The 24,233-nt window shown below is 72.2% G+C and carries 20 protein-coding genes; 9 read left to right on the top strand and 11 right to left on the bottom strand.

Annotated elements, in window-relative coordinates; all coding sequences use genetic code 11:
• Window positions 1–121 precede the first annotated feature (121 nt).
• The gene (locus E4U91_RS01160) at window positions 122–3,271 is read left to right on the top strand and encodes a TIM-barrel domain-containing protein (protein WP_241678807.1); all 3,150 of its coding nucleotides are present in this window, start codon (window positions 122–124) and stop codon (window positions 3,269–3,271) included.
• Between the two features lie 77 nt (window positions 3,272–3,348).
• Here E4U91_RS01160 and E4U91_RS01155 read toward each other — a convergent pair whose 3' ends face one another.
• Window positions 3,349–4,392 (bottom strand): saccharopine dehydrogenase family protein, encoded by a 1,044-nt coding sequence (locus tag E4U91_RS01155; protein WP_137304772.1) that lies wholly within the window; start codon window positions 4,390–4,392, stop codon window positions 3,349–3,351.
• Window positions 4,393–4,493: 101 nt separating this feature from the next.
• On the opposite strand from E4U91_RS01155, the gene E4U91_RS01150 reads away from it, so the two are divergent.
• The gene (locus E4U91_RS01150; protein ID WP_137304771.1) at window positions 4,494–5,468 is read left to right on the top strand and encodes a helix-turn-helix domain-containing protein; all 975 of its coding nucleotides are present in this window, start codon (window positions 4,494–4,496) and stop codon (window positions 5,466–5,468) included.
• Between the two features lie 21 nt (window positions 5,469–5,489).
• Here the strand turns inward: E4U91_RS01150 and E4U91_RS01145 are convergent, their stop codons facing one another.
• The 6 genes from E4U91_RS01145 to E4U91_RS01120 form a co-directional block, all read right to left on the bottom strand.
• Window positions 5,490–6,506 (bottom strand): LacI family DNA-binding transcriptional regulator, encoded by a 1,017-nt coding sequence (locus tag E4U91_RS01145; RefSeq protein WP_137304770.1) that lies wholly within the window; start codon window positions 6,504–6,506, stop codon window positions 5,490–5,492.
• 64 nt (window positions 6,507–6,570) lie between these two features.
• Window positions 6,571–7,596, bottom strand: a complete 1,026-nt coding sequence (locus E4U91_RS01140) for an ABC transporter permease (RefSeq protein ID WP_137304769.1) — start codon at window positions 7,594–7,596, stop codon at window positions 6,571–6,573.
• Window positions 7,593–8,561, bottom strand: coding sequence for an ABC transporter permease (locus E4U91_RS01135; protein ID WP_137304768.1), 969 nt, complete (start codon window positions 8,559–8,561; stop codon window positions 7,593–7,595). Before E4U91_RS01135 ends, E4U91_RS01140 begins: the two co-directional genes overlap by 4 nt.
• A complete protein-coding gene (locus tag E4U91_RS01130; RefSeq protein WP_137304767.1) occupies window positions 8,558–10,246 on the bottom strand; it encodes a sugar ABC transporter ATP-binding protein in 1,689 nt (562 codons plus the stop codon). The genes E4U91_RS01135 and E4U91_RS01130 overlap by 4 nt, the downstream gene beginning before the upstream one ends.
• A 78-nt stretch (window positions 10,247–10,324) precedes the next feature.
• Entirely contained in the window at window positions 10,325–11,404 is a 1,080-nt protein-coding gene (locus tag E4U91_RS01125) for an ABC transporter substrate-binding protein (protein WP_137304766.1), read from the bottom strand.
• Window positions 11,405–11,591: 187 nt separating this feature from the next.
• Complete coding sequence (locus E4U91_RS01120; protein ID WP_137304765.1) at window positions 11,592–14,897, bottom strand: LamG-like jellyroll fold domain-containing protein; 3,306 nt, start codon at window positions 14,895–14,897, stop codon at window positions 11,592–11,594.
• Window positions 14,898–15,456: 559 nt separating this feature from the next.
• Between E4U91_RS01120 and E4U91_RS01115 the strand changes: the two genes are divergently transcribed.
• Complete coding sequence (locus E4U91_RS01115; protein WP_137304764.1) at window positions 15,457–16,350, top strand: AraC family transcriptional regulator; 894 nt, start codon at window positions 15,457–15,459, stop codon at window positions 16,348–16,350.
• Window positions 16,351–16,642: 292 nt separating this feature from the next.
• Here E4U91_RS01115 and E4U91_RS01110 read toward each other — a convergent pair whose 3' ends face one another.
• Complete coding sequence (locus tag E4U91_RS01110) at window positions 16,643–17,587, bottom strand: NADP-dependent oxidoreductase (RefSeq protein WP_137304763.1); 945 nt, start codon at window positions 17,585–17,587, stop codon at window positions 16,643–16,645.
• A 327-nt stretch (window positions 17,588–17,914) separates the two neighbouring features.
• Here E4U91_RS01110 and E4U91_RS01105 point away from each other — a divergent pair, with 327 nt between their 5' ends.
• From E4U91_RS01105 to E4U91_RS38400, 3 genes are all read left to right on the top strand, one after another.
• Entirely contained in the window at window positions 17,915–18,418 is a 504-nt protein-coding gene (locus tag E4U91_RS01105; protein ID WP_137304762.1) for a MarR family winged helix-turn-helix transcriptional regulator, read from the top strand.
• A gap of 328 nt (window positions 18,419–18,746) precedes the next feature.
• The gene (locus tag E4U91_RS01100; protein ID WP_137304761.1) at window positions 18,747–19,247 is read left to right on the top strand and encodes a cupin domain-containing protein; all 501 of its coding nucleotides are present in this window, start codon (window positions 18,747–18,749) and stop codon (window positions 19,245–19,247) included.
• A 359-nt stretch (window positions 19,248–19,606) separates the two neighbouring features.
• Entirely contained in the window at window positions 19,607–19,921 is a 315-nt protein-coding gene (locus E4U91_RS38400; RefSeq protein ID WP_174867731.1) for a hypothetical protein, read from the top strand.
• A 280-nt stretch (window positions 19,922–20,201) separates the two neighbouring features.
• On the opposite strand, the gene E4U91_RS01090 is transcribed toward E4U91_RS38400, so the two are convergent.
• Window positions 20,202–20,570, bottom strand: a complete 369-nt coding sequence (locus E4U91_RS01090) for a hypothetical protein (RefSeq protein WP_137304760.1) — start codon at window positions 20,568–20,570, stop codon at window positions 20,202–20,204.
• 131 nt (window positions 20,571–20,701) lie between these two features.
• Window positions 20,702–21,172: a hypothetical protein gene (locus tag E4U91_RS37975; RefSeq protein ID WP_168218049.1), complete on the bottom strand. Its 471-nt coding sequence runs from the start codon at window positions 21,170–21,172 to the stop codon at window positions 20,702–20,704.
• A 451-nt stretch (window positions 21,173–21,623) separates the two neighbouring features.
• Between E4U91_RS37975 and E4U91_RS01080 the strand changes: the two genes are divergently transcribed.
• The 3 genes from E4U91_RS01080 (at window position 21,624) to E4U91_RS38820 (ending at window position 23,835) form a co-directional block, all read left to right on the top strand.
• Window positions 21,624–22,460 carry an alpha/beta fold hydrolase gene (locus E4U91_RS01080; protein ID WP_137304758.1) on the top strand — a complete coding sequence of 279 codons (837 nt, stop codon included), beginning with the start codon at window positions 21,624–21,626 and terminating at the stop codon, window positions 22,458–22,460.
• Window positions 22,453–23,016 carry a TetR/AcrR family transcriptional regulator gene (locus E4U91_RS01075; RefSeq protein WP_137304757.1) on the top strand — a complete coding sequence of 188 codons (564 nt, stop codon included), beginning with the start codon at window positions 22,453–22,455 and terminating at the stop codon, window positions 23,014–23,016. Before E4U91_RS01080 ends, E4U91_RS01075 begins: the two co-directional genes overlap by 8 nt.
• 663 nt (window positions 23,017–23,679) lie before the next feature.
• Complete coding sequence (locus E4U91_RS38820; RefSeq protein ID WP_099054574.1) at window positions 23,680–23,835, top strand: DUF6131 family protein; 156 nt, start codon at window positions 23,680–23,682, stop codon at window positions 23,833–23,835.
• A 155-nt stretch (window positions 23,836–23,990) separates the two neighbouring features.
• Here E4U91_RS38820 and E4U91_RS37970 read toward each other — a convergent pair whose 3' ends face one another.
• Window positions 23,991–24,206, bottom strand: coding sequence for a hypothetical protein (locus tag E4U91_RS37970; protein ID WP_206666900.1), 216 nt, complete (start codon window positions 24,204–24,206; stop codon window positions 23,991–23,993).
• Between the last annotated feature and the right edge of the window lie 27 nt (window positions 24,207–24,233).

The following is a 24,233-nucleotide window of genomic DNA, read 5'->3' as shown; positions in this document are numbered from 1 at the left end:
CCGGAAGTGGCGCCCCCCTCTGATCGCCCCCCTCGCGGCCGGCCTGGCGGCGGGGCTCCTGCTGACCGCCCCCGGGCCCGCGGCCGCGGACAGCCCCGGCGCGCCGAAGCGCACCGGGACGGTGTCCGTGTCGGACGCCCGGTTCCAGGTCCTGTCACCGACCCTGATCCGGACCGAGTACGCGGGTGACGGCCGCTTCGAGGACCGTTCCACCTTCAACGCGATCGGCCGGGGCTCCTTCACCCCGCCCCCCTACACCTCGTCGGTCCGCGACGGCGTCCTCACCATCGCCACCAGCGCGGTGACCCTGCGGTACCGCGTCGGCTCCGGCCCCTTCACCGCGGACAACCTGACCGTGGGCCTCAAGGCGGGGCAGCAGCCGGTCGTGGCGGCTCCCTGGCAGTACCGCGTGTGTGCGCCCGGTGCCCTGTGCGAGGCGGAGGACCAGCGCTACGACGGGCCCGGACTCGCCGCGGACCACGGCGGGTTCACCGGCAAGGGCTTCCTGGCCGGGTTCGAGGTCGACAACAACTCCCTGTCCACCGACGTGCGGACGACATCTGCGGGCACGTACGACTTCGCCGTGCGCTACGCCAACTCCGCCGGCGGCGACGGCCGTCACGAGACCCGGACGCTCAGCCTGAGCGTGGACGGCGGCGCGGACCGGACGTTCAGCCTCCCCGAGACGAAGGACTGGAACACGTGGGGAGTGGCCCGGCTGCCGCTGTCCCTCGGCGCCGGTCCCCACACGGTCACCCTGCACCGCACGGCGGCCGACTCCGGCAGCGTCAACGTCGACAGCGTGGCCCTCCTCGGATCCGGGGCCGCGTACCCGTCCCGGGCCGACAGCGCCCTGCCCGGCTGCCGGTTCGGCACGAGCTGCGAGGCCGAGGACGCCCTCCTGTCGGGCTCCGCGGGCGTCGCCACCGACCACAAGGGCCACGCCGGCTACGGCTTCACCGCCGAGCTCAACCAGGGAGCCGGCCTCACCGACCGGATCGCGGGCGTCCCCGCGGACGGCACCTACCTGCTGCACGTGCGTTACGCCAACGGCACCGGCGGCGACGGCCTGCACCAGGCACGCACCGTGCGGGTCACCACCCAGGGCGGCACCGACGCCACCCTGTCGCTGCCCCCGACGGACAACTGGGACTCCTGGGCGACGGCTTCACTGCCCGTGCAGCTGAAGTCGGGCACGGACAGCGTCACCCTGGGCTGCCCCGACGCCACCAGCTGCCACGTCAACGTCGACAGCCTGGCGCTCGCCGACCGGCAGGCGCCCGCACCCGCACCGCACCTCCCCCTCGGCGGCTACCGGCGCAGCCTCGACGGACTCAACGGCGACAGCGAGCCCGTGCCCTGGACCACGCCCGGCCTGCTGCACCGCGACGGCTGGTACCTGCTCGACGACACCGCGTCGGCCGTCCACGACCCCGCCACTAGGAAGACGTCCACCCGGCCCACCCACGGCGGGCAGCCCTACCAGGACGGCTACCTCTTCGGCTACGGCCACGACTACCAGCGGGGCCTGTCCGACCTCGCCACTCTGACCGGGCCACCGCAGCTGCTGCCCCGGTGGGCGTACGGCGTCTGGTACTCCGAGTACATCGACCGCACGGCGAGCGACTACCAGAACACCGTCCTGCCCGCCTTCCGGGCCGCGGGCGTGCCCCTCGACGTGCTCGTCACCGACACCGACTTCAAGGCACCCAACACCTGGTCCGGCTGGACCTTCGACCCGGCCAAGTTCCCCGACCCGAAGGGCTTCTTCGACTGGTCCTCCGGTCAGGGCCTGCACAACACCCTCAACGTGCACCCCAGCATCCTGGGCGACGACCCGCAGTTCGCCAAGGCGCAGGCCACGGCCAAGGGCAAGCTGCGCAAGGGCGGTTGCGGATCGGCGGGCGGCGCGGACTGCTACACCTTCGACTTCGGCGACCCCGACCAACTGGCCGCCTACCTCGACCTGCACCGGCCGATGGACCGGGCGGGCAACGACTTCTGGTGGCTGGACTGGTGCTGCGACACCTCACGGTCCTCGCGGGCCGGCGTGACCCCGGACGCGTGGATCAACCAGCAGTACGCCGACCTCACCGCCGAGACCAGCGAGCGGGGCTTCGTCCTCTCCCGGGCCTACGGCTCCCTCCAGGCCGGCGGCTACAGCGGGGGAGTGGGCCTGCCCACCGGGCCGTGGGCCGACAAGCGGAGCACGCTGCACTTCACGGGCGACACCACCTCAAACTGGGGCACCCTGCGCGCCGAGGTCGGCTACACGCCGGGTGAGTCCGCCGCCACCGGCATGGCCGCCGTCAGCCATGACATCGGCGGCCACAACGACGGCTACGGCATCCCCGGGGCGGAGACGTACACCTCCGGCGGGCAGACCCACCGCACCACCAAGCTGCCCGACGACCTGTACGCACGCTGGGTGCAGTTCGGCACGTTCCAGCCGGTCGACCGCCTCCACAGCAACCACAGCGACCGGCTGCCCTGGCAGTACGGCCCGGAGGCGAAGGCGTCCGCCGAGAAGTTCCTGCGGCTCCGCGAGGCGCTGGTGCCCTACACCTACACCCTCGCCCAGCAGGCCGCCGCCACCGGAGTCCCGATCGTGCGGCCGCTGTACCTGCAGTACCCGGAGGAGGAGGGCGCCTACAGCAAGGCGGGCACCGAGTACCTGTACGGCCCCGACATGCTGGTCGCGCCGGTCACCACGCCCGGCACCAGCACGACGACGTCGGTCTGGTTCCCGCCGGGGCAGTGGACGGACTACTTCACCGGACGCACCTACACGGCACCCGCGGGCGGCGCCAGCCACGACGTCACCACGACCCTGGACACCATGCCGGTCTTCGTCCGGGCCGGCTCCGTCGTCACCACGCGCGCCGAGAACGTGACCAGTGACGCCCAGCACCCGCTGGACAAGGTCGCCGTCACCGTCACGGAGGGGGCCTCCGGCTCCTTCTCGCTCTACGAGGACGACGGCGTCAGCCCCGTCTCGAAACGGGCGGCGACCACGCGCCTGCGGTACACCGAGCACCACGGCACCCACCTGCTGACGATCGGCCCCGCCAAGGGCTCCTTCAAGGGCCAGGTGAGCCGGCGCGCGTGGACGGTGTCCTTCCGCGGCGTGGAGGCGAAGCCGGACCGCGTGACCCTGAGCGGTACCTCGACGGCAGCGACCGCCTGGCAGTGGAACGCCGACACGCACACGGTCAGCGTGACGCTGCCGGCGCGCAGCGTCCGCACGGCGACGACGGTCATGTACCGCTAGCCAGGACCTCGGAGGGCGGGGTGCCCCGGTCCGGACTCCCGGGCCGGGGCACCCTTTTGCCGTGCCGACACGTACCTCTACGATCCGGTGGCCGGGAGCCGCTCCCACACGATGTGGGGTGCCAGTGCGTCGAGGAAGTCGGGGGCGTCGAAGAGCGCGCCCGCCGAGGCGACGCCGGTCGTGCGGGTGCGGCCGGTGAGGACGCGGTCGACCGCTTCCACGGCGAGGGGCGCGGTGACGGCGTAGATGTCCTGGCCGCGGGCGACGGCGCGGCGTTCGGCGGTGCCGCGGCGTACGACGACGTCGACGACGAACGTCTGGGCGGAGCGGCCGCGTTCGTCGACCGGGGTGGGGGCCGGGGTGTCCGGGCTCGCCACGCCGCCGGCCGCCTCGGTCGTCATGTAGGTGCGCACCTCCGGAACGGTCAGGTGGCTGGGGAGGGTGACGACGTCGGCCATGGTGAACTCGCTGACCACGGGCCGGGAGCCCAGGGGCTCCGGGAAGGGCCACACCACCGTCGACAACTCGTCGTCGTGGTACCGGAGTCGGCCACCCGTGAAGCGCACGCGGCGGCCGCCACGCCGCTCAGCCGAGACCCTGCCCGCGACGCGCGTGCCCCGCGTGGGCTCCCAGCCGCTGAGGCCGTAGGCGATGTGCGCCTCGTCGGCGGCGGTCCAGTCGCCCATCGCGGCGGTCGCCAGGAGGTCGCCGAGTCCGCCGTAGAAGGCCATCGCGGGAACGACGACGGCTCCCGCCCGACGCGCCTGATCCGCGTAGCGCGTGAACGTGTCGTCGTTCGCCTCGATCTCCGCCGCCACGTCCACGTACGGGATCCGCGCGCGCAGGGCGGCCTCGACCACCGGGGCCGCCGTGGCGGCGAACGGGCCCGCACAGTTGACGACGGCCGCCGCGCCGGCGAGGGCGTCGTCCAGGGCGGCCGGGTCGTCGACCGCGGCGGGACGGACCTCCGGCCCGGGGTGCCCGGCCGCCAGGGCCTCCAGCCGGCCGGCGTCACGTCCGGCGAGGACCGGCACGAACCCCCGTTCGCGCAGGTGCGCCACTACGAACCGCCCGGTGTGCCCGTACGCCCCGTACACCGTCACCGTCTGTCCCGCTGCCATGTCCGCTCCCGTGCCTCGCGCCGATCAACGGGACACATCCTGGCCGGGGGAGTCCGTCCGCCGTGAGTGTCAGGAACGACACGCCCCGTACAATTACGGACATGACCTCGGTAGCGCTGGCCGTCACGGACGGCATGCTGCACTTCGAACTGGGCGTGGCCCAGGAGGTGTTCGGGGCCGCTCCGGCGGCCGTCACCGGTCCCTGGTACGACGTCGCGGTCTGCGGCCCCCACCCGGTGCGCGTCGGCCGCTTCCGCGTGGAGCCCGACCGCGGTCTCGACGCGCTCCCGGCTGCGGACACCGTGATCGTCCCCGGGTGGGCGGACGTGGACGCCGACCCGCCCGGTGACCTCGTCGAGGCGGTGCGCGCGGCCCACGACGCGGGCGCCCGGGTGGTCTCGCTGTGCACGGGCGCGTTCGTCCTGGCCGCGGCGGGCCTGCTCGACGGCAGGCGCGCCACCACCCACTGGGCCCACACCGACGTGCTGGCGGCGCGGTACCCCCGGGTGGAGGTCGACCCGGGCGTCCTGTACGTGGACGGCGGCACGGTCCTCACCTCGGCGGGCAAGGCGGCGTCGCTCGACCTGTGCCTGCACCTGGTCCGCCTCGACCACGGATCCGCCGTGGCCAACACGGTCGCCCGCAACCTGGTCGTCCCGCCGCACCGGTCCGGTGGCCAGGCGCAGTTCGTCACCCGGCCCGTGCCCGACCACGACGCCCACCCGCTCACCGCCCTCATCCCCTGGGTCGTCGAGCGCCTCGACCAGCCCCTGACGGTGGAGGACCTGGCCCGCCGGGCCGGCATGAGCTCGCGCCACCTCACCCGCCACTTCCGGGCGGCCACCGGCACCACACCGCTGCAGTGGCTGCTCGCCCAGCGCATCCGCCACGCCCAGGAGCTCCTGGAGAAGACCGACGACGGCATCGACGGCATCGCCGCCGCCACGGGCATGGGGACCGCGACGACCCTGCGCCGCCACTTCAACCGCGTCGTCGGCGTCCCCCCGGACACCTACCGCCGCACCTTCCGCGCCCGGACCGGGCCGGCTCCCCGGGCCGTTCCGGCACCCGAGTGACCGGGCGGGGCGGGGCCACGGCTACTGGTGGCGGCCCAGGGTCGACTCGCGTACCACCAGGTCGTGGCCCGGGCGCAGCCGCCGTGGCTCGGCCTCGGCCGCGTCGGTCAGGCGGGAGATGACGCAGTTGACCGCCTGACGGGCGATGGCTTGCTTGTCGGGGGCGACCGTGGTCAGGGTGATGGCCCCGAAGCGGCTCTCCTCGATGTCGTCGAACCCCACCACCGCGACGTCCTGCGGGACGCGCAGCCCGCGCTCGCCGAGCACCCGCATGGCGCCGATGGCCTGGAGGTCGTTGTAGGCGAAGACCGCGTCGGGCCGCACACCCCGGTCCAGGAGCGTGGCCATGGCCTGGGCGCCGTCGGCCCGGCCGTAGCCGTCGGTGGGGGCCACCAGCGAGTCGTCGTGCGGCAGTCCGGCCGCGGACAACTCCTCCCGCCAGCCGCGCAGGCGCAGGTGGGCCGGCTGGCGGGCGCTCTCCGCGCGGGCGCCGAGGAACGCGATGCGCTGCCGCCCGATCGCGATCAGGTGGCGCACCGCGCTGCGCGCCGCGGCCACGTTGTCGATCGCGATGTGGTCGTAGGGGGCGTCGTACTCGCGCTCGCCGAGCAGGACGAGCGGCGAGGTGTCGGTGCGGCCGTGCAGGTCCTGGTTCTCCAGCTCGATCGGGGACAGGATCAGACCGTCGATCACATGGGTCTGGAAGCCCTGGCAGACGAGCATCTCCTTCTCCCGCATGCCGGCGGTGTGGTCCAGCAGCACCGTGTAGTGGTGGCGGGCCGCCGCGTCGATGACCGCGCTGGCCAGCTCCGCGAAGTAGGGGTTGCCGAGCTCCGGGACGGCCAGCGCGATGATCCCGGTCCGGCCCTTGCGCAGGTGGCGCGCGGTGAGGTTGGGGCGATAGCCGAGCTCGTCGATCGCCTGTTGGACGCGGGCCCGCATCGCGGGGGTGACGTGCGGATAGTCGTTGACGACGTTCGAGACGGTCTTGACCGAGACTCCCGCTCGTTGCGCGACGTCTTTGAGGCTGACGCCCACGGCGTTCCCTCCTTGTCGGGCCGGGCACAGGACCGCGACGGGCCCTGCGCTGCGGCGTGTGTCATCAGGTGCGGCGTGCCCGGGCAAGGTACCGCTGGGCCACGACCACCACGATGAGGAAGCCGCCGCTGACCACGGACTGGTAGGACGAGTTGAGCGAGCCTATCTGGTTGATCAGGTTCTGGATGACCGCCAGCAGCAGCACCCCCCACAGGGTCCCGCTCACCGAGCCGGCCCCGCCGGTCAGCAGCGTGCCGCCGATGACGACCGCGGCGATCGCGTCCAGCTCCATGCCCGAGCCGATGATCGTCACCCCGGAGGAGAGCCGGGCGGCGTTGAGCGCGCCGGCGAAGCCGGCCAGCAGACCGCTGAGCAGGTAGACCAGCACCCGGGTGCGGGCCACCGGCAGGCCCATCAGGGTCGCGGCGTCGGCGCTGCCGCCCACCGCGAACAGCGACTGCCCGAACGAGGTGCGCTGCAGCACCACCCCGCCCACGGCGAACAGCGCCAGCGCGACGAGCACGGGGTACCCGAAGCCGCCGAGCGTGCCCTGGCCGAGCTCGGCGAAGGCCGAGTCCCGCGGCACCAGGTAGGTGGTGGCGCCCTCGTGGGTGAGGGCGAGCAGCAGGCCCCGGGCGCCCAGCAGGGTGGCCAGGGTGACGATGAACGGGGCCATGCCGGCGCGGGCGATCAGCAGGCCGTTGAGGGTGCCGATGGCCCCGCAGACGACGAGCGGCAGCAGCAGCGCGGCCCAGAAGCCGTACTGCGAGGCCCAGGCGGCCAGGACGCCGCCGAGCGCGAACACCGAGCCGACCGACAGGTCGATGCCGCCGGTGATGATGACCAGCGTCATGCCCAGCGCGACGACGGCGATGAAGGACGCCTGTACGGCGACGTTCTGGGCGTTGTCGAGGGTGCCGAAGGACGGGAAGACGAACGTGGAGACCAGGACGAGGGCCACCAGCACGGCGAAGGCGCCGTGCCGTTGCAGCAGCGAGGCGATCCGTTCCCGGCCGGTTGCAGAGGGGGCGGGGGCCTGCGTGGGGCGGGGCGGCGCCGGCAGGTTCGGGGCAGTGGTGAGTGACTTCATCGGGACCGACGCTCCCGGGCGACGTAGACGGCGATGAGGATGATGGCGGCCTGGGCCATCTGCGCGGTGGAGTCCGGCAGGTCATGCTTGACCAGCGTGGCCCGCAGCAGCTGCATCAGCAGCGCTCCGGTGACGGTGCCCAGTACCCGTACCGAGCCGCCGGTCAGGGGGGTGCCGCCGACCACCACCGCGGTGATCGCGGACAGCTCCATGAGGTTGCCGAGCGCGGAGGGGTCGCTCGCGGTGAGCCGGGCCGTGGCGAGCACGCCGGCGAGGGCCGCGAGGACGCCGCACAGGACGTAGACGCCGATGAGGACGCGCTTGACGGGCAGTCCGGCGAGCCGGGCGGCGGCCCGGTTGCCGCCCACCGCGACCAGCTGCCGGCCGAAGGTGGTGCGGTGGACGACCCCGGCCACCACCAGGGCCAGTACACCGGCGATCAGCACCACGTCGGGGATGCCCAGCACCTCCCCGCTGCCCAGCGCCAGCAGGTCCGCGTTCTCGATCTGCTTGAGCTGTCCGTCGGCCATCACCAGGGCGAGCCCCCGGCCGCCGACGAACAGCGCCAGGGTCGCCACGATGGGTTGCAGGCCCACCACCGCGACCAGGGTGCCGTTGACCGCGCCGACCACGACACCGGCCACCAGCGCCACGAGCAGGGCCGGGACGATGCCGTAGCCGAGGTAGAGCGGCAGTAGCGCCGCGGCCAGCGCCATCGTGGAGCCCACCGACAAGTCCACGCCCTCGGTGCCGATGACCAGCGCCATGCCGAGCGCCACGATGACGACCGGGGCGACCTGCACCAGCTGGGTGCGCAGGTTGGCGGCGGTCAGGAAGTGGTCGGTGAACGCGGCGTTGTAGACGAGCAGCGCCGCCACCGCGGTGTAGACGCCGTACTTCTGGAACCAGGCCGGCGCGGCGAGCCGGACCGCGCGGCGTCCCAGTGCCGGGGACAGCTGCGTCATCGCTGCTCCTTGTCTGTGTGCGGTGCCGACGGCGGCGCGTCGGCGGACGGCCCGGAAGCGGGTGGCTCGGGGGCGGATGGCTCGGAGGCGGGCGGTTCGGCGCCGGGGGCGGGCGGCTCGGGCGGGTGGGCGGCCAGGGCGTCGAGCAGGTCGGCCTCGTTGACGAGGTCGCCGCTCAGCTCACCGGCCACCGCGCCGCCGCGCAGCACCACCAGCCGGTCGGCGCCCTCCACCAGCTCCTCGACGTCGGAGGAGATCAGCAGGACGGCCAGCCCCTCCTGCGCCAGTTCGTCGATGAGGGTCTGCACCTCGGCCTTGGCGCCGACGTCGATGCCACGGGTGGGCTCGTCCAGCAGCAGCACCTTGGGCTCCAGGCACAGCCACCGGGCCAGCAGCACCTTCTGCTGGTTGCCGCCGGAGAGCTCCTCCACCTTCTGCTCGGGCCCGGCCGCCTTGATCCGCAGGCGCTCCATGAAGATCTGCACGATGCGGTCCTGCTGCTTGCGGGAGACGACACCGGCCCGGGACAGGCGGGGCATCGCGGCCAGCACGATGTTCTCCCGCACCGACAGACCGGGCACGATGCCCTCGGCCTTGCGGTCCTCGCTCAGCAGGCTGATGCCGGCGCGGATCGCCGCGGCGGGCGACGGGCGGCGCAGCTCCCGGCCCCCCACCGTCACCGTGCCGGAGTCCAGCGGCAGGGCACCGGCCAGGGCCTTGGCGGTCTCCGTGCGCCCGGAGCCCAACAGGCCGCCGAGACCGAGCACTTCGCCCGGCCGCAGCTGCAGGGACACCTCCTCCAGGAGGTGACGGCGGCTCAATTTTGATGCGGTGAGCACCGGTTCGCGGTCGGCGTCGTGCCCGGCGCCGAACTGGGTGACGCCGTGCCGCCGCACCTCGGACACCTCCCGTCCGAGCATCATCGAGACCAACTGTGTACGGTCCAGCCCGGCGAGGTCGCCGGTGTGCACCAGCCGCCCGTCGCGCAGCACGGTGACCCGCTCGCAGATCCGGTACAGCTCGTCCATGCGGTGGCTGACGTAGAGGATGGCGATGTCCCGGCCGTGCAGGTCCTCGATGACCCGGAACAGGGTCTCCACCTCGCGCGGTTCGAGCGCGGACGTCGGCTCGTCCATCACCACCACCCGCGCCTGCACCGAGACCGCCCGGGCCAGGGCCACCATCTGCTGGGTGCCCACGCCCAGGGTGTTCAGGGGACGGCGGACGTCCGCCGTGACACCGAAGTCGGCCAGCAGGTCGGCCGCCTCGCGGTGCATGCGGGGGAAGTCGATCAGGCGCAGGCGGTTCCTGGGCTCGCGGCCCAGGAAGATGTTCCGCGCCACGCTCATCATCGGGACGAGGTTGACCTCCTGGTAGATGGTGGACACACCCGCCTGCTGCGCCTCGTGCGGCCGGGCGAACGACACCGGCTCCCCGCCCAGGCGCAACTCGCCGGCGTCGGGGCGGTGCACGCCGGTGAGGACCTTGATCAAGGTGGACTTGCCCGCGCCGTTCTCGCCGACCAGGGCGTGGATCTCACCGCGGCGCAGGGTCAGGGAGACGTCGTCGAGCGCGACCACGCCCGCGAAGCGTTTGCCGACGCCGACGGCCTCCAGGACGGCGGGCGGCGCGGCGCCGTCGGCGCCCGGGTGCGGTGTGGCGATGGCCGCTTCGGATGGTGCCATGGGTTCGACCTTCCCTCGGTCGGTCAGCGGGGAGCGGGCCGCCCCGGTCGTGGGGCGGCCCGGCAGCCTGAGGGCTCGTCAGTAGGCTCCGGCCACGGAGCTCTTGGCGTTGGACGCGTCGTAGGCGCGGTCGGAGATGATGACGTCCTCCGGGATGGCCCCGCCGTCGAAGAACTTCTGCGCGGTGGCGAAGGCGAGCGGCCCGAACCGGGGGTTGGACTCGATCACCCCGTTGTACTGCCCGTTGGCCAGGGCCTGGACGGCGTTCCGGGTCCCGTCGATGGAGATGATCTTGACGTCCTTGCCGGGCTCCTTGCCGGCCCCCTTGAGGGCCGTGACGGCACCCAGGCCCATCTCGTCGTTCTCCGCGTACACGGCGGTGATGTCCGGCTTGGACTGGATCAGCTGCTCCATCACCTGCTGGCCCTTGTCCCGGGCGAACTCGCCGGTCTGCTGGGCCACGATCTGCAGGCCGGGGGCCTTCGCCTTGAGCTGGTCGACGAACCCCTTCGTGCGGTCGGTGGTCACGTTGTTGCCCGAGGAGCCGAGCAGGATCGCGACCTTGCCCTTGCCGCCGGTCACCTTGATCATCGCGTCCGCCGCGCGCTTGCCCTGCTCGACGAAGTCGGAGCCCAGGAAGGCCACGTAGTCCTTGCACGCGGTGGCGTTGAGCTTGCGGTCGATGGTGATCACGGGCACGTGCTTGGCCGCGGCCGCCTGCAGCGCGGGCTCCAGGCCGTCGGAGTTCAGCGGCGCCACGATGAGCAGCTGCGCGCCCTGGGCCAGCATGTCCTGGATGTCGCTGATCTGCTTGGGCAGCTGGGACTGCGCGTTGGTGGTGAGCAGCTTCTTGACGCCCAGCTTGGCGGCCTCGTCCTTGATGGACTGCGTCTCGGCGATGCGGAAGGGGTTGGCCTCCTTCTCGGACTGCGAGAAGCCGACGACCGCGTTCTTCAGGTCGATCTTCGTGGCGCCGTACGTCTTGAGGGTGCAGCCCGTGCCCGGGTCGGCGGACGGGGTCTGCACCACCTGGGCGCCCTGGCCGGTGTCGGAGGAAGCCTTGTCGTCGCCCTCCTCCTTGGCGCAGCCGGCGGCGAGGACGACGGTGGCGGCGAGGCAGGCGGCGGTGACGAGACGGGATCTGCGCGAGGTGGTCATGGTGGTGCGCTCCTAGCGTGGGTGGGGCGACTGGGGGGTGGCGGGACCGACGGCGCGGCGACGCCGTACGGGAGGCCGCGGGGGCCGCGGTGCGGGATGCGGAGTGACGGGCTGCGGCGTGACGGGCTGCCGGGGAGGCGGGGCGGAGGGGAGGCCCCGGGGGTGGACCCGGAGGCCTCCCCCCAGGTCACCGCTTGAGAGCGGTGGGTGCGGTGGGCTCGTGGGCGGCCAGGGAGGCCACCTCGGCCGCGCTCAGGGCACGGTCGTAGGCGTGGACGTCGGCGAGCGCGCCGGCCCAGTGGTCGACCGGGGCGCCGTTGTACTTGCCGCGCCCGATCACCAGGTTCCCGGCGGGCACCTCCGCGTTGCAGGCGCGGGTGGAGCCCGCCTCGGTGCCGTCCACGTAGACCCGCAGGGTGCCGTCGCGGTGGCTGTAACTGCCCACCAGGTGGTACCACTTGCCGGTCTGCGGCTCGCCGATGCTGTTGGCCAGCGCCCGGCTGCCCGCGAAGCTGAACGCGAACCGCTTGTCGGCCTGCGAGTACTGCAGGAAGAAGACGCTGCTGCGGTCGCCGTCCAGGGACACCGCGGTGCTGAAGTGGCCCTTGTCGTCGAGCCGGACCCGGGCGGACACCGAGTAGTCGCCCTTCTCGGTGTCCAGGACGGGAGCGCCGGCGTCGACGTAACCGGTGCTGCCGTCCAGCTGGACCGCGCCGCCGTTCGGGCCGGTGGTCCACGTCGCACCGCCCTCGAGGGTGCCGTCGTGTCCGCCGGTGACGTCGTCGGCGACCGTGCCGGACTGCTGGTGCAGCGGCCACCAGGACACCCCGGACAGGCCCGGGGTGCCCGGCGGGACGTCCGTGCCGCCCGCCGCGGCGCCGGCCGCGATCACCTGCTGGTTGACCTCCCGGACCGGGCCGGGCAGCACCTTGACCACCTTGCGGTCGTAGGTCAGCAAGCCGTTGAGCTCGCCCTCCACGTCCGTGATCTGGGTGTAGACCGAACCGGAGAGCCCGCAGGAGGCACGCTGGATCAGCTTCCGGGTGTTCTCCACGTACGCCTTGGTCAACTCCTCGGTGCTGGTGGCGGCGTCACCGTAGTCCTGGCCGCCGGCGGTGCCGAGGATGTGGCCGGGAACGACGTACGAGTAGCCGCCGTGCTCCCCGTCGACCGAGGCCCGGGTGGCGTCGGGAGCGGGGTTGGCCGGGCCGTGGTAGTCGTGCCAGTCGATGACGTCACCGCGGCCCGAGTCGCCCTTGGAGGCGCAGCAGTTGACGCCGGAGTGGGCGTCCACCAGCCGGGACGGGTCCTGCTTCTTGACCGCGTCGGCCAGTTCACCGGTGGCGGCCTTGCTCCACTCGCCCCAGCCCTCGTTCATGATCGTCCACATGACGATCGACGGGGTGCTGAGGTGCTGGTCGACGATCTCGTGGGCCTGGTCGATCCAGGTCTGCGTCTCCGGTGTGCCCGCCGCGGCCGTCATGCGGCTCGGCATGTCCTGCCACACCATCAGACCGAGCCGGTCGGCCCAGTAGTACCAGCGCGCGGGCTCCACCTTGATGTGCTTGCGCACCGCGTTGAAGCCGAGCTTCTTGTGTGCCACCAGGTCGGACTTCAGGGCCTCGTCGGTGGGCGCGGTGTACAGGCCGTCCGGCCAGAACCCCTGGTCCAGGGTGGACATCACGAAGGTGGGCTTGCCGTTGAGGAGGATCTTGTTCACGCCGCCCACCGGGGCCACCTTGATCGACCTCATGCCGAAGTAGGAACCGACCCGGTCCTTCCCGGCCCGTCCGCCGTCGAGGGTCACCTTCAGGTCGTACAGGTAGGGGTCGTCCGGGCTCCACAGGTGCGGCTTGCCGACCGGGAGGCGCAGCGCGGCACCGGCCCGCCCGGTGACCGACCCCACGCGCCGCTTCCCGGCGTAGGCGGTGACAGTGACCTTCGCGGACGACGGAGTGGTGGCGGTGGGGCGCACGGTGACGGCGAGCGAGTCGTCCGTCAGGTCCGGGGTGAGGACCAGTGAGTCGACGCTCGCCTCGGGCACCGGCTCCATCCAGACGGTCTGCCAGATGCCGCTGGTCGGCGTGTACCAGATGCCGCTCGGGTTGGCCGACTGCTTGCCCACGGCGTACTTGTCGTCCGTGGTGTCCTTCACCTTCACCAGCAGCGTCTGCTGCCCGCGCCGGGACAGGGCGTCGGTGACGTCGGCGCTGAACTCCTCGTAGCCGCCGACGTGGTGGGCGACCTGCTTGCCGTTGACGTAGATCCACGTCTCGTGGTCCACGGCGCCGAAGTTGAGCCGCAGCCGGTTGCCCGACCCCACCTTCCAGCCGTGGGGCACGGAGAAGGTGCGCTGGTACAGCGACCAGTCGTGGTGCCGGGCCACACCGGACAGACCCGACTCCATCGGGTACGGCACCAGGATCTTCCCGGTGAGCTTGCCGGTGGGCAGCGCGGCGTCCTCGGCGGTCGCCTGGAACTGCCAGGTGCCGTTCAGGTTCTGCCAGTTGTTCCGGGTCAGCTGCGGCCTCGGGTACTCGGGCAGCGCGTTGTCGGCGGAGACGTCCTTGGCCCACGGGGTGGCGAAGTACCAGGTGGAGTCGTTCTGCGCGACGACGGAGAACGGTCCGAGGTCGCCCTGGGCGGTGGTGACGCCGCCCTTGCCGTCGTAGCTGATCCGCACGTCGGCGTTCAGCGAGACGGGGGTGTCGTCCTTGCCGGCGGTGACCACGAGGGCGGCGGGGTTCTTGGCGTCCTTGGCCACCGTGGGGTGCCACAGGGTGCCCCCGGACAGCACGGCGAGGTGCTTGGCGGCGTCAGCGGGCACGGACCTGAGGGCGGAGGGCAGTTCGACGGTGGCGGTCCGCCCGGTCCTGCCGACCGTCGCCTTGGCGTCGGCCGGGGCGAAGCCGGCCGGCAGGTGCAGCGCCGAGTCCGACAGCGGCCGGCGGGCGAAGCCGGGGCCCGACCACTCGGTGTGCAGGTAGGCGCCGCCGTTGCCCTGGTTGTAGTCGACCACCAGGTCGTGCAGTCCGGCGGTCAGGGTGATCGCCTCGGAGGTGGTCTGGACGTCCCAGTCGGTGGTCCAGTGGTTGATGACACTGGTCCCGTCGAGGGACATCCGGAAGCCGTTGTCGCCCTTGATGTAGAAGGTGTAGGCGCCGTCCGCGGGCACCTCGAGCCGGCCGGTCCAGCGCACGGCGACGTTGTCGGTGGTGCCGGCGTACGTGCGCAGGGTGGGCAACAGGTCGTCGACGTGCAGGGAGTTGTCGATGCGGGTGCCGGTGTACGAGGCGAAGTCCAGCGCCGTGCCGCTGGACATCCGGTAGTAGTCGCCGCGCAGTCCGAGGCCGTCGGCGGCGGCCGGGGCCGGGGAGGCCGCAGTCGGTGCGGCACCGGCCGGGGCCGGCGTCAGCAACGCGGCCCCCAGCAACAGCGGCAGCAGCACGACGAGTCGGCCGAAGAGGGGTATTCGGGTCCTGCCTGGGCTCATGCTCACCCTTTCCGCGACGGGAAACGCTCACGCCTGAACCTGGTGCGCCGGACGGGGCTCCACAGCAGACAGGACCGCCGGAAGCACCGGGAGCTGGCTTGTATAACGTTGGAAAAATCGGCGCGGGCAGCATGAAAGCAGGGGGCCGGGAGCCTGTCCAGACCCTGTGCACGGGGAAGTTGGTGGCGCTGCGGAGGGTGTTCAGCCCTTCGGAGGGGTGCGGACTGCATGGATCTGGACACGGCGGCGCGAGGCGTGCTGTCATGAAGCCCGTCGTGATTTTCAACGTTGTAGAGCGGGGGATGTCGTGTCTGTCCAGGGCGTCGGCAGTTCTGCCCGTGTCACCGGTCTTTGCGCGCGGAGTCCGATGAGGCACTGCTGACGGCTTGCTGCCTTCCCGTGTGCACCGGTGTGCACCCGTGTGCTCCCGGGTGTCGGCGGGCGCGGCCGGGCCGGAACCGGTCCGCGGTGCCCACGCCACCCGACCGGAGCGGGCACAGGATGTCGGGTGCGGCCGCCTCGCCCCCTCCTAAGGTGAGGGGGAAAGAGGAGGTCAGGGGTGCTGGACCGGCTGAACGTGGCCATGGAGCACATCGAGCGTCACCTCGACCGGCACGTCGACGTGTCCGAGCTGGCGCGGATCACGCTCACGTCGGAGTACCACTTCCGGCGGCTCTTCTCGGCACTGGCCGGGATGCCGCTCTCGGAGTACGTCCGGCGTCGGCGGCTCACCGTGGCGGCGGCGGACGTACTGGACGGCGAGGAGACCCTGCTGGAGGTCGCGCTCCGCCACGGCTACGGCTCGGCGGAGGCGTTCGCCCGGGCGTTCCGCGCCGTGCACGGGGTCGGCCCCGGCGAGGCGCGGCGGACCGGTGCCCCGCTCACCGCGCAACCCCGGCTGTCCTTCCGCCTCACTGTCGAAGGGAACAGCTCCATGCGCTACCGCATCGTGACGAAGGAAGCCTTCCGGGTCGTAGGGAAGAAGGCCCGCGTCCCGCTGGTGTACGAGGGGGTCAACCCGCACATCGCCGAGTTCCTGCGCGGCATCCCGCCGGAGACGACACGGCGGATCGCCGGCCTCTCGGACCAGGAGCCCGAGGGGGTGGTGTCGGCGACCGTGCGGCTGTCGGACGACTTCGAGGAGGGCAGCGCACTGGAGCACTACCACGCCGTGGTGACGGGGGCGGACGACGTGCCCGCGGACCTCGACGTGCTGGACTGCCCGGCCGGCACCTGGGCCGTGTTCGAGAACACCGGGCCCTTCCCGCAGGCACTGCAACAGATGTGGGCCGACGTGGCCGCCCACTGGATCCCCTCCAACCCCTACGAGTACCGGCCGGGGCCGGAGATCCTGCGCGTCCGGCTGTGCCGGGACGACCCGGCCCGGTCCGACGCGCACCTGTGGATCCCCGTGACCCGCACCGCGACCCCCTCGGAGGTCGGATCGACCTGAACACCCGGACGCGGTGGGCGAGGGCGCGCCGGGCCGACGGAGGCGGGCGGCCGACCGGTCGCGTCCTCGAGCCGGGCCGGAGCCCCGGTCGCCGGGGCGTCGGGCCCGCCCGCGGCCCCAGAGCAGGGCCGGCCGGGCGGTGCGGCTGTCGTCGTATGACCACAGCGGACAGGGCGCGATGTGCGGGCCCGGCGGCGGGGTGGGGGAGGGGGGTTCGGGAGCCCGGCGGTACTCACCCGACAGCACCGGCACGCCGCTGGGTGCCACGGCCCGGTCCTTTCGGTGGGGGGCGTCAGGCCGCGGACGGGACGACGACGACCTTGCCGTGCACGGCGCCCTCGGCGGCCCGTGCGTGCAGCGCGGGCAGCTCGGCGAGCGGCACCCGCTCGGCGACGTCGACGCGCAGCTCGCCGCGGTCGACCGATGCCACGAGCTCGGCGAGCCGGCCGGCGTCGCTGCGGACGAACAGGTCGATGCCGCGCACGTCGCGTTCCTCGTCACTGGGGGCGGGCATCCACACCGTGGTGTTCACGAGGACCCCGCCGGGCTTGACCAGGGTGAGCAGCGCGGCCAGTTCGGCCGGGTCGACGGGGGCGAGGTTGAGCGCGAGGTCCACCGGTTCGGTCACCGCCGCGGTCAGGCCCGTGGTGGTGTGGTCGACGACCTCGTCGGCGCCGGCGGAGCGGACCGCGTCGCCGCTGCGCGCACTGGCCGTGGCGATCACGTGGGCGCCGGCGTTCTTGGCCATCTGCACCGCGTAGCCGCCCACCGCGCCGCCGGCGCCGTTGACCAGCACCCGCTGCCCGGCCGCCAGCCCGCCGTGCTCGAATAGGGCCTGGTGCGCGGTCAGGCCCACCAGGGGCAGGGCGGCGGCGTCGGCCAGGCGGAGGCTCTTGGGCGCCGGGGTCAGCGCCTCGGCCGGTGCGAGGGCGTACTCGGCGGCGGCGCCGGGGCCGTCCATCGGCAGGAAGCCGACGACGTCGTCGCCGACCGCGAGGCCCTCGACGCCCTCACCGAGCGCGTCGACCGTGCCGGCGAGGTCGATGCCGGGGGTGTGGGGCAGCACCACCGGGATGGGGCCCTGCATGAAGCCGGCGCGGATGTTGCCGTCGACGGGGTTGAACGAGGTCGCCGCAACGCGGACGCGGACCTGTCCGGGGCCGGGGACGGGCTGCTCCACGTCCTCGTGGACCAGGACATCGGGGTCGCCGTACTCGTGGAAACGCACTGCCTTCATGGCGGTTCACCTTCACTGCGGTGGAGTGGGGTCGTGCTGCGGTCGCAATTACTTCGAATTCGAAGCAACTGATGAGGAGACTACCTCTGCTTCGAATTCGAAGCAAGTGGGGGTGGGTGGGTCATCGACGGTGCGCGGGGGGATGCCCATGACCGGTCGGGATGTGCGGGCGGCGGCGCCGTCCTCCTTCCCTCACCCTGCGGCGCGGCGCTGCCCGGTCTCCACGCGGCGCGGTGCCCAGTCGGGCTCAACGCTGCTCACGAAGGTGGGGCGCGGGGCTGCGCACGGAACTACGTCCCTTCGAATTCGAAGCAGTAGGATCCGGCCATGTCTGATGCGACGCCGTCCCTCGACCCCGTGCAGCTCGGTGCCTACTTCGACCTCATCGAGGTGACCAGCCTGCTCCGCCACGCCGTCGAGCAGCAGCTGCGCGAGAGCGGCGACCTCAGCTACGTGCAGTTCCAGCTGCTGGCCCGCCTCGGAGACTCGCCGACGGGCAGCCACCGCATGACCGACCTGGCCGACGGGGTGGTCTACAGCCGTAGCGGACTGACGTACCAGGTGGGTCTGCTCGAGAAGGAGGGCCTGGTCGCCCGCGCTCCCGCGCCGGACGACGAGCGGAGCGTCACCGTCACCCTCACCGGTGCCGGGCGTGAACTGCTCGCGAAGGTGCTGCCCGGGCACGTCGAGGTGGTCAGCGGCCTCCTGTTCGCACCGCTCTCGCACGACGAGGTCAGGTCCCTCGCAGGCCTGCTGGCGCCGGTGCGCGACCACATGCGTGCTACGCCGCCCCGCTCGGCCGCGTCACGACGCCGCAAGAGTGGGGCGTAGGGGCGTAGGGGTGTCGGTGGCGTGGTGCGGGAGCGGTCAGTGCCGTGGCCGCCTCCTCCAGCCTCCGGCGGCGAGGCGGGCGTCGGCCAGGTATGAAGTAGGTGCCGGTCGGCACGTGGGCGTCGCCGCCCTGGTCGTGCGGGTCCTCCGAGGTCAACGCGTCACGCAGCCCGACGTACAGCCTGATGTGGTCGTGCTCGTGCGTACCGAGAGCCCGGGTACTCCCATCTGGTGTCGCAAACGTACCTTCATTCTCCGTACGGCCGTTCCTACGCTTGGCGTACTTCCACCCGAACGATCTTCCCCTGCCCGTGAGAAGAGGACCGCGATGCTTCCCGACGACGACCTGTCCCGATCGCTGACCGTGGCCGACCCGGACGACCCCGGCACGACGTACGTCTCCCTCGTGGGCAACACGTACGCCATGCTGGTCACCGGCGAGCAGACCAACGGCCGGTACTGCCTGATCGACATGCGCGTGCCTGACGGCGGCGGCCCGCCGCCGCACCGGCACGACTTCGAGGAGATGTTCACCCTCCTCGAGGGCGAGATCGAGTTCACCTTCCGCGGGGAGAAGCACACCGTGCGCGCCGGGTCCACGATCAACGTCCCGGCCAACGCGCCGCACCACTTCCGCAACGTGTCCGGGGCGCCGGCCCGCATGCTGTGCATGTGCACCCCCGCCGGACAGGACGAGTACTTCCTGCGCATCGGCGACGTCGTCGAGGGCAAGGACGCGCCGCCGCCGCAGCTGTCGGACGACGAGCTCGCCGAACGCCGCCGCCGCGCGGCCGAGTTGGCCTCGGCCTACCGAAGCGAGTTCCTGTAATCCGCGGCGTCAGCGCGTTCGACCCGCCTTCCCCGGCACCGGTCCCGCCGGAGGCGCGCGGATCGGCGGCTGTGGGGGTGCCGGGCCGGTCGGCCGCGGCCCCGTCCGACGCGGGTGGGTCGGCAGGGGTGGGGCTCGCGGGTCGGCCGGCCGCGGGCGGGTCGGCAGCGGTGGGGCTCGCCGGTCGGCTGGCCGCGGCGCGTGCCGGCGTACTGGGGGGAGGGAGACCGAGCGGGCGGTGCTCGACCGGATGTTGTCGGGCGAGGCGGACGCTCCGCTCGTCACCTGACTGCACGGCCCCGGCGTGCACCGAACCCGGAACGCTGCTGCTCATCGACACGTTCGAGCAGTGCCGGCCCTTGGAGGCGTGGCTGCGCGAGACCTTCCTGCCGCGGCTCGCCGGCCACGCGCTCGTCATCCTGGCCGGCCGGGTCGCCCCCGACGCCGAATGGACGCTGGACCCCGGCTGGGCGCACCTGTGCACCGCGCTGGCCGTACGGCCGCTCGACGCCGACCGGCGGTCCCCCGTGCTGCTCGCCGCCCGCGGCGTCCCCGCCGAGCAGCGCGGCGCCGACGCCGCCTTCGCCGGCGGCAGGCCGCTGGCCTCTCGCTGGCCGCCTCCGTGCCCGCGGCGGCACCCGGCGCACCGTGGGAACCGACCGGTCACGTCCTGACGAAGCTGGTCGAACGGCTCGTGGGCGACCTGCCCAGTGCGGTCCATCGGCGTGCCCTCGAAGTCGTCGCCCAGACCTACGTCACCTGCGAGCCCTTGCTGCACGCCGCCGGCCGGCCTCCCCGGCGGCGGCCGTGTTCGCGACCTTCGGGTCGGTGGTGTCAGCGGAGGCCAACGTCAGGGCACCAGGCCCCCCGACCGGTCGCGGGCAATATCTGCGCCACAGCCGCCTCTCCTGGCCGAGGGCCTGTGCTCCAAACCGCTGGACGAGCCCTACCCCGCTACGTCGGCCCGCACCCGGTCGCCCAGACGGTGTCGCCGTTGACGGTCACGGCGGAGCACACCACGGACAGGTTGTAGACGACATAGGGGCGCGGCGGACCCGAGAGCACCGACGCATTGCTCGTCGCCTTGTCGACCGTGAAGTAGTACAGGGGGCCGTTGTCGACGAAACCACACGCGGACTGCGAGACGAAGAGGTTGGGGAAGAGGAAGCCGCTGCCGGACGGCAGCAGGGCGATGGACGTGGACGTCGCGCAATGGGTAGTGGTCGTTGCCTGAGCGGCTTGCGCCGGGGCGCCGACGGTTATGGCGGCCGCGGCCAGAGCTGTCGCGCACGCCGCGGCCACGCGGCGTAAGGGCTGTCCCATCACATCTCCTCCGGACGGTCGGGGGTGCGCTGCAGTGCGCCGGGTCAGCCTCGCCGCACGGCGGTGTCCGGGACAGTCCGGAACAGGCCAGTCCGGCGTGCCGGCCCCGGTTCTTCATCGGCTGCGCGAACTCACCAAGTGATGCGGCATCGAAGTGCGGGTGGCTGGTGGGGCGGACCTCGGGCCCCACTGTGCTGTTGACCGAACCAGATGACGCGTATTCGCAGGTCAGATGAGGTTTCTGCGAGCTTCCGGACATGGTTGAAGCGGGTGGTACCGCGCGGGATCTGGCGGGCTTCGTCTTGCCTGAGGTGGGCCAGTTGACGGCGACGGCGGACCCGGGTCGGCCGTACATGCTGCTGGATGCGGACGGCCGGCGAGAACGAGGCGATGTCCGTAACCAGCGACCAGAACCGGCCGATCAGTGAGGTCGCGAACTCGATCGCCCGCGAGGAGCAGTACGGCGACTCCGTCAGATTCCAGTCCAGCCAGTCGTCCAGCTCCGGCGGCAGCATCGGCGTCGCGTTCTTCGGCCTCGGCGCCGGCGGCAACTGGAGCGAGTCGTCGAGCACGGGCATCGCGATGTCGGTGTCCCGCTCCACGGGCGTGAAATCGGTCGCGGCGGAGGCGACGCAGCGGCGGCCTCGCCACCATGAGCCAAGTGCTCACCAAGGGCATCGAAGCCGCCGCCACCAACGACAAGGCGGCGGGCGAGCGGTCCGAGGAGGCCCTGAAGACCGCCACCGAGCACCTCCAGAAGATGACCCGGATGCGGTCGGCGCCGCCAGCAAGGCGGTACCTGCCGTCACCGGCGGGGGAGGCCACCTCAGCGCCCTCGGCGGCATGCTCAACCAGGGCGGCAAGACCGACCCGCCCAAGCCCACCCCCGCCTCCGGTTCCTCCCCCGCCTCCGGTACCTGTCCGAGTACGTGCGGGCACCCCGTCACCGGGCCGGTTGTCGACTCCACTGTTGACCCCACTGGCTAATTACACTAGCTTCTAGCTAACGAGCTTAGCCAGACGGCTTAACTGGTTACCTACATAGGAGATGCCATGACCGAGTACCTTGCCGTCGACGCCGGCACGATCGCCTACGAGGTGGAGGGGGCCGGCCCGCTGGTCGTTCTCGCGCATGGCATGGGTGACCACCGCGCCGCCTACCGCGCCCTGATCCCGCGGCTGATCGCGGCGGGCTACCGGGTCGCCGCTGTCGACCTGCGCGGCTGCGGTGAGTCAAGCACCGACTGGGCGGACTGGAGCCGCACCGCCATCGCCGGCGACCTGCTCGCGGTGATCCGTCGCCTGGGCGGTCCGGCGGTGCTCGTGGGCCACTCGATCTCCGGCGGAGCCGCCACCATTGCCGCGGCACAGGAGCCGGAGCTGATCACCGCGCTGGTTGAGCTGGGACCCTTCACCCGCAAGCAGTCGATGGGCTTGGGCGACCTGCGCAGCAAGCGCCTGCGACAGGGTCTTCTGCGGCTGATGAAGGCGACCGTGCTCGGCAGTGTGCCGGCGTGGCGCTCCTACCTGGAGGTGGCCTACCCCGGGGTGAAGCCGACCGATTTCGCCGAGCGGCTCGACCGCGTCGAGGCGATGCTGCGCGAGCCGGGCCGGATGAAGGCCCTTCAGGGCATGGGCCGCAGCACCCCCGTCGACGCCGGCGCACAGCTCGGCCATGTGCGCTGCCCGGTCCTCGTCGTGATGGGCACCGACGACCCCGACTGGGCCGACCCGCGCGCCGAGGGTTCGGCGATCGTCGAAGCCCTCCCCATGGGCCTCGGCCGCCTCGAGATGATCGAGGGCGCCGGGCACTACCCGCACGACCAGTACCCTGACCAGGTGCTTTCCCTGATGCTCTCCTTCCTTCGAACGGACGCTGCCCATGCCTAGGGTCGGCCTGGATTCCGCCGCCGTAGTCGCGGCCGGAGCCGACCTCGCCGATGAGGTGGGCCTGGCCCGGCTGACCATGGGACTGCTGGCCGAGCGCCTGGGCGTGCGCACCCCGTCCTTGTACAAGCACGTCAGCGGCCAGGAGGACCTCTTGCGGCGTATCGCGGCGCTGGCTGCGGTCCAGGCCGCCGACGCTGTCGGCACCGCCGTCCAGGGCCTGGCGGGCCGCGACGCCCTGGCCGCCGCACTGCACGCCTTCCGCACCTTCGTGATCAACCACCCAGGCCGCTACGCTGCCACGACCGGCTTGGAACCCACCGGCCCGGACGACCCGATGACCCATGCCACCCAGCGGCTGTTCGATGTGTTCCGGGCCGTCCTGCGCGGCTACGGGCTCGCAGAGTCCGACATGGACCACGCCTTGCGCATGTTCCGCAGCTTGTGCCACGGCTTCGCCACACTGGAAGCGGCGAGCGCCTTTCGCTGGAGCACCGACATCGACAAGAGCTTCGAGTGGCTGATCGCCTTCACCGACCGGGGCCTGCGGACCATGTAACAACGTTGCCGCCGTCGACGGTGGCACTCCAGCTCACCCACTCGGCGAACTGAAGCACACCTCCGGGAAGCGCGGCACTGGTAGGGGCTGTTCACGATGTGCCGGTTGCGGCGGACTTCCCATCGGGGGCGGAACGGGCTGCGGTCCAGCTCTGCGGCAGAGCCAATGGCCGCGCTCGACCTGCTCGGCTTCCAAACCGGAATTGACACCGGCTCGGCAACGACTGCGAGCAGCGATCAGCGCGCGGCGGATTCGAATGCGACCGTTGGCGTGCTACAGCCGGGCCCTCCGCCCGGGCCTGCGCGATGCCGTCGCTTCGGGCGAGCCGGCCGACGGCACCGGCGGACGCCTCCTCCCGTCGGATACGGGGAGGCGGCGTCGGTCGGTCGCCTCCTGCACAGCGCCACGAAGCCGTCCATGGATCCCCGTACCAGCCCGGTGCCTCCCGCGGCGGTCTGCGACAACCTCTCCCATGATCGCAACGTACTAGCGGCATTCAGGCCGCTCCCGATCGGCGGCGCGTGCTGTCGTTGCTTGCTGCTTCCGGGTTTCCCTCTCGCGGCAGGCCAGGTGCCGACCCTGGAATATGTGGACGCCGGCACTTCCCCAGCACGGCGCTCCGGTCCACAGTGGAAACAGCACTACTTCCCACCGGAGGCGGTCATGCTCCTCCTCGGCATCATCCTGCTGGTCGTCGGGTTCGTCACCGGCATATCGATCCTGTGGACGATCGGGATCATTCTCGCGGTCATCGGCGCGGTCTTGTGGATCATGGGATCCATGGGACACGCGGTCGCGGGCCGCCGTCACTACTGGTGACCTTGCCCCTGTACCAGGCACAACTGCACCGCCGGTTGTCCACTGCACCGACCGCACGGTGCGCCGGATTGCGGTGGTCTTCACCGCGGCAGCCTCCTTGGCGGTCCCATTCGGCATGAGGCCCGAAGGCAAGACGAAGACGGCTTCAGCGCACCTCACGGCCCCGCCTGCTCACGGGCCATCCACGGGTGGGTGCGCGCCGACGCGCCCACGTCATCGCCCAGGTCCGCCGCCGCGGACCCGGTGATCGCGACGGTCTGGGACCTCGTGGAGACGGCCGCGCCCCTCGGTCCGGGCGAGCACCTGGGCATCCGCCGCTTCGCGGTGCAGCCCGGCGGGCACCAGCGGCCCTTGCCCCAGATGGAGCTCATCAGCCGGCGCACCATCGGCGAGGAGAT

This window comes from Streptomyces lasalocidi, assembly GCF_005280215.1.
GTDB lineage: Bacteria > Actinomycetota > Actinomycetes > Streptomycetales > Streptomycetaceae > Streptomyces > Streptomyces longwoodensis.
This window is presented reverse-complemented; position numbering and strand designations above follow the sequence as displayed.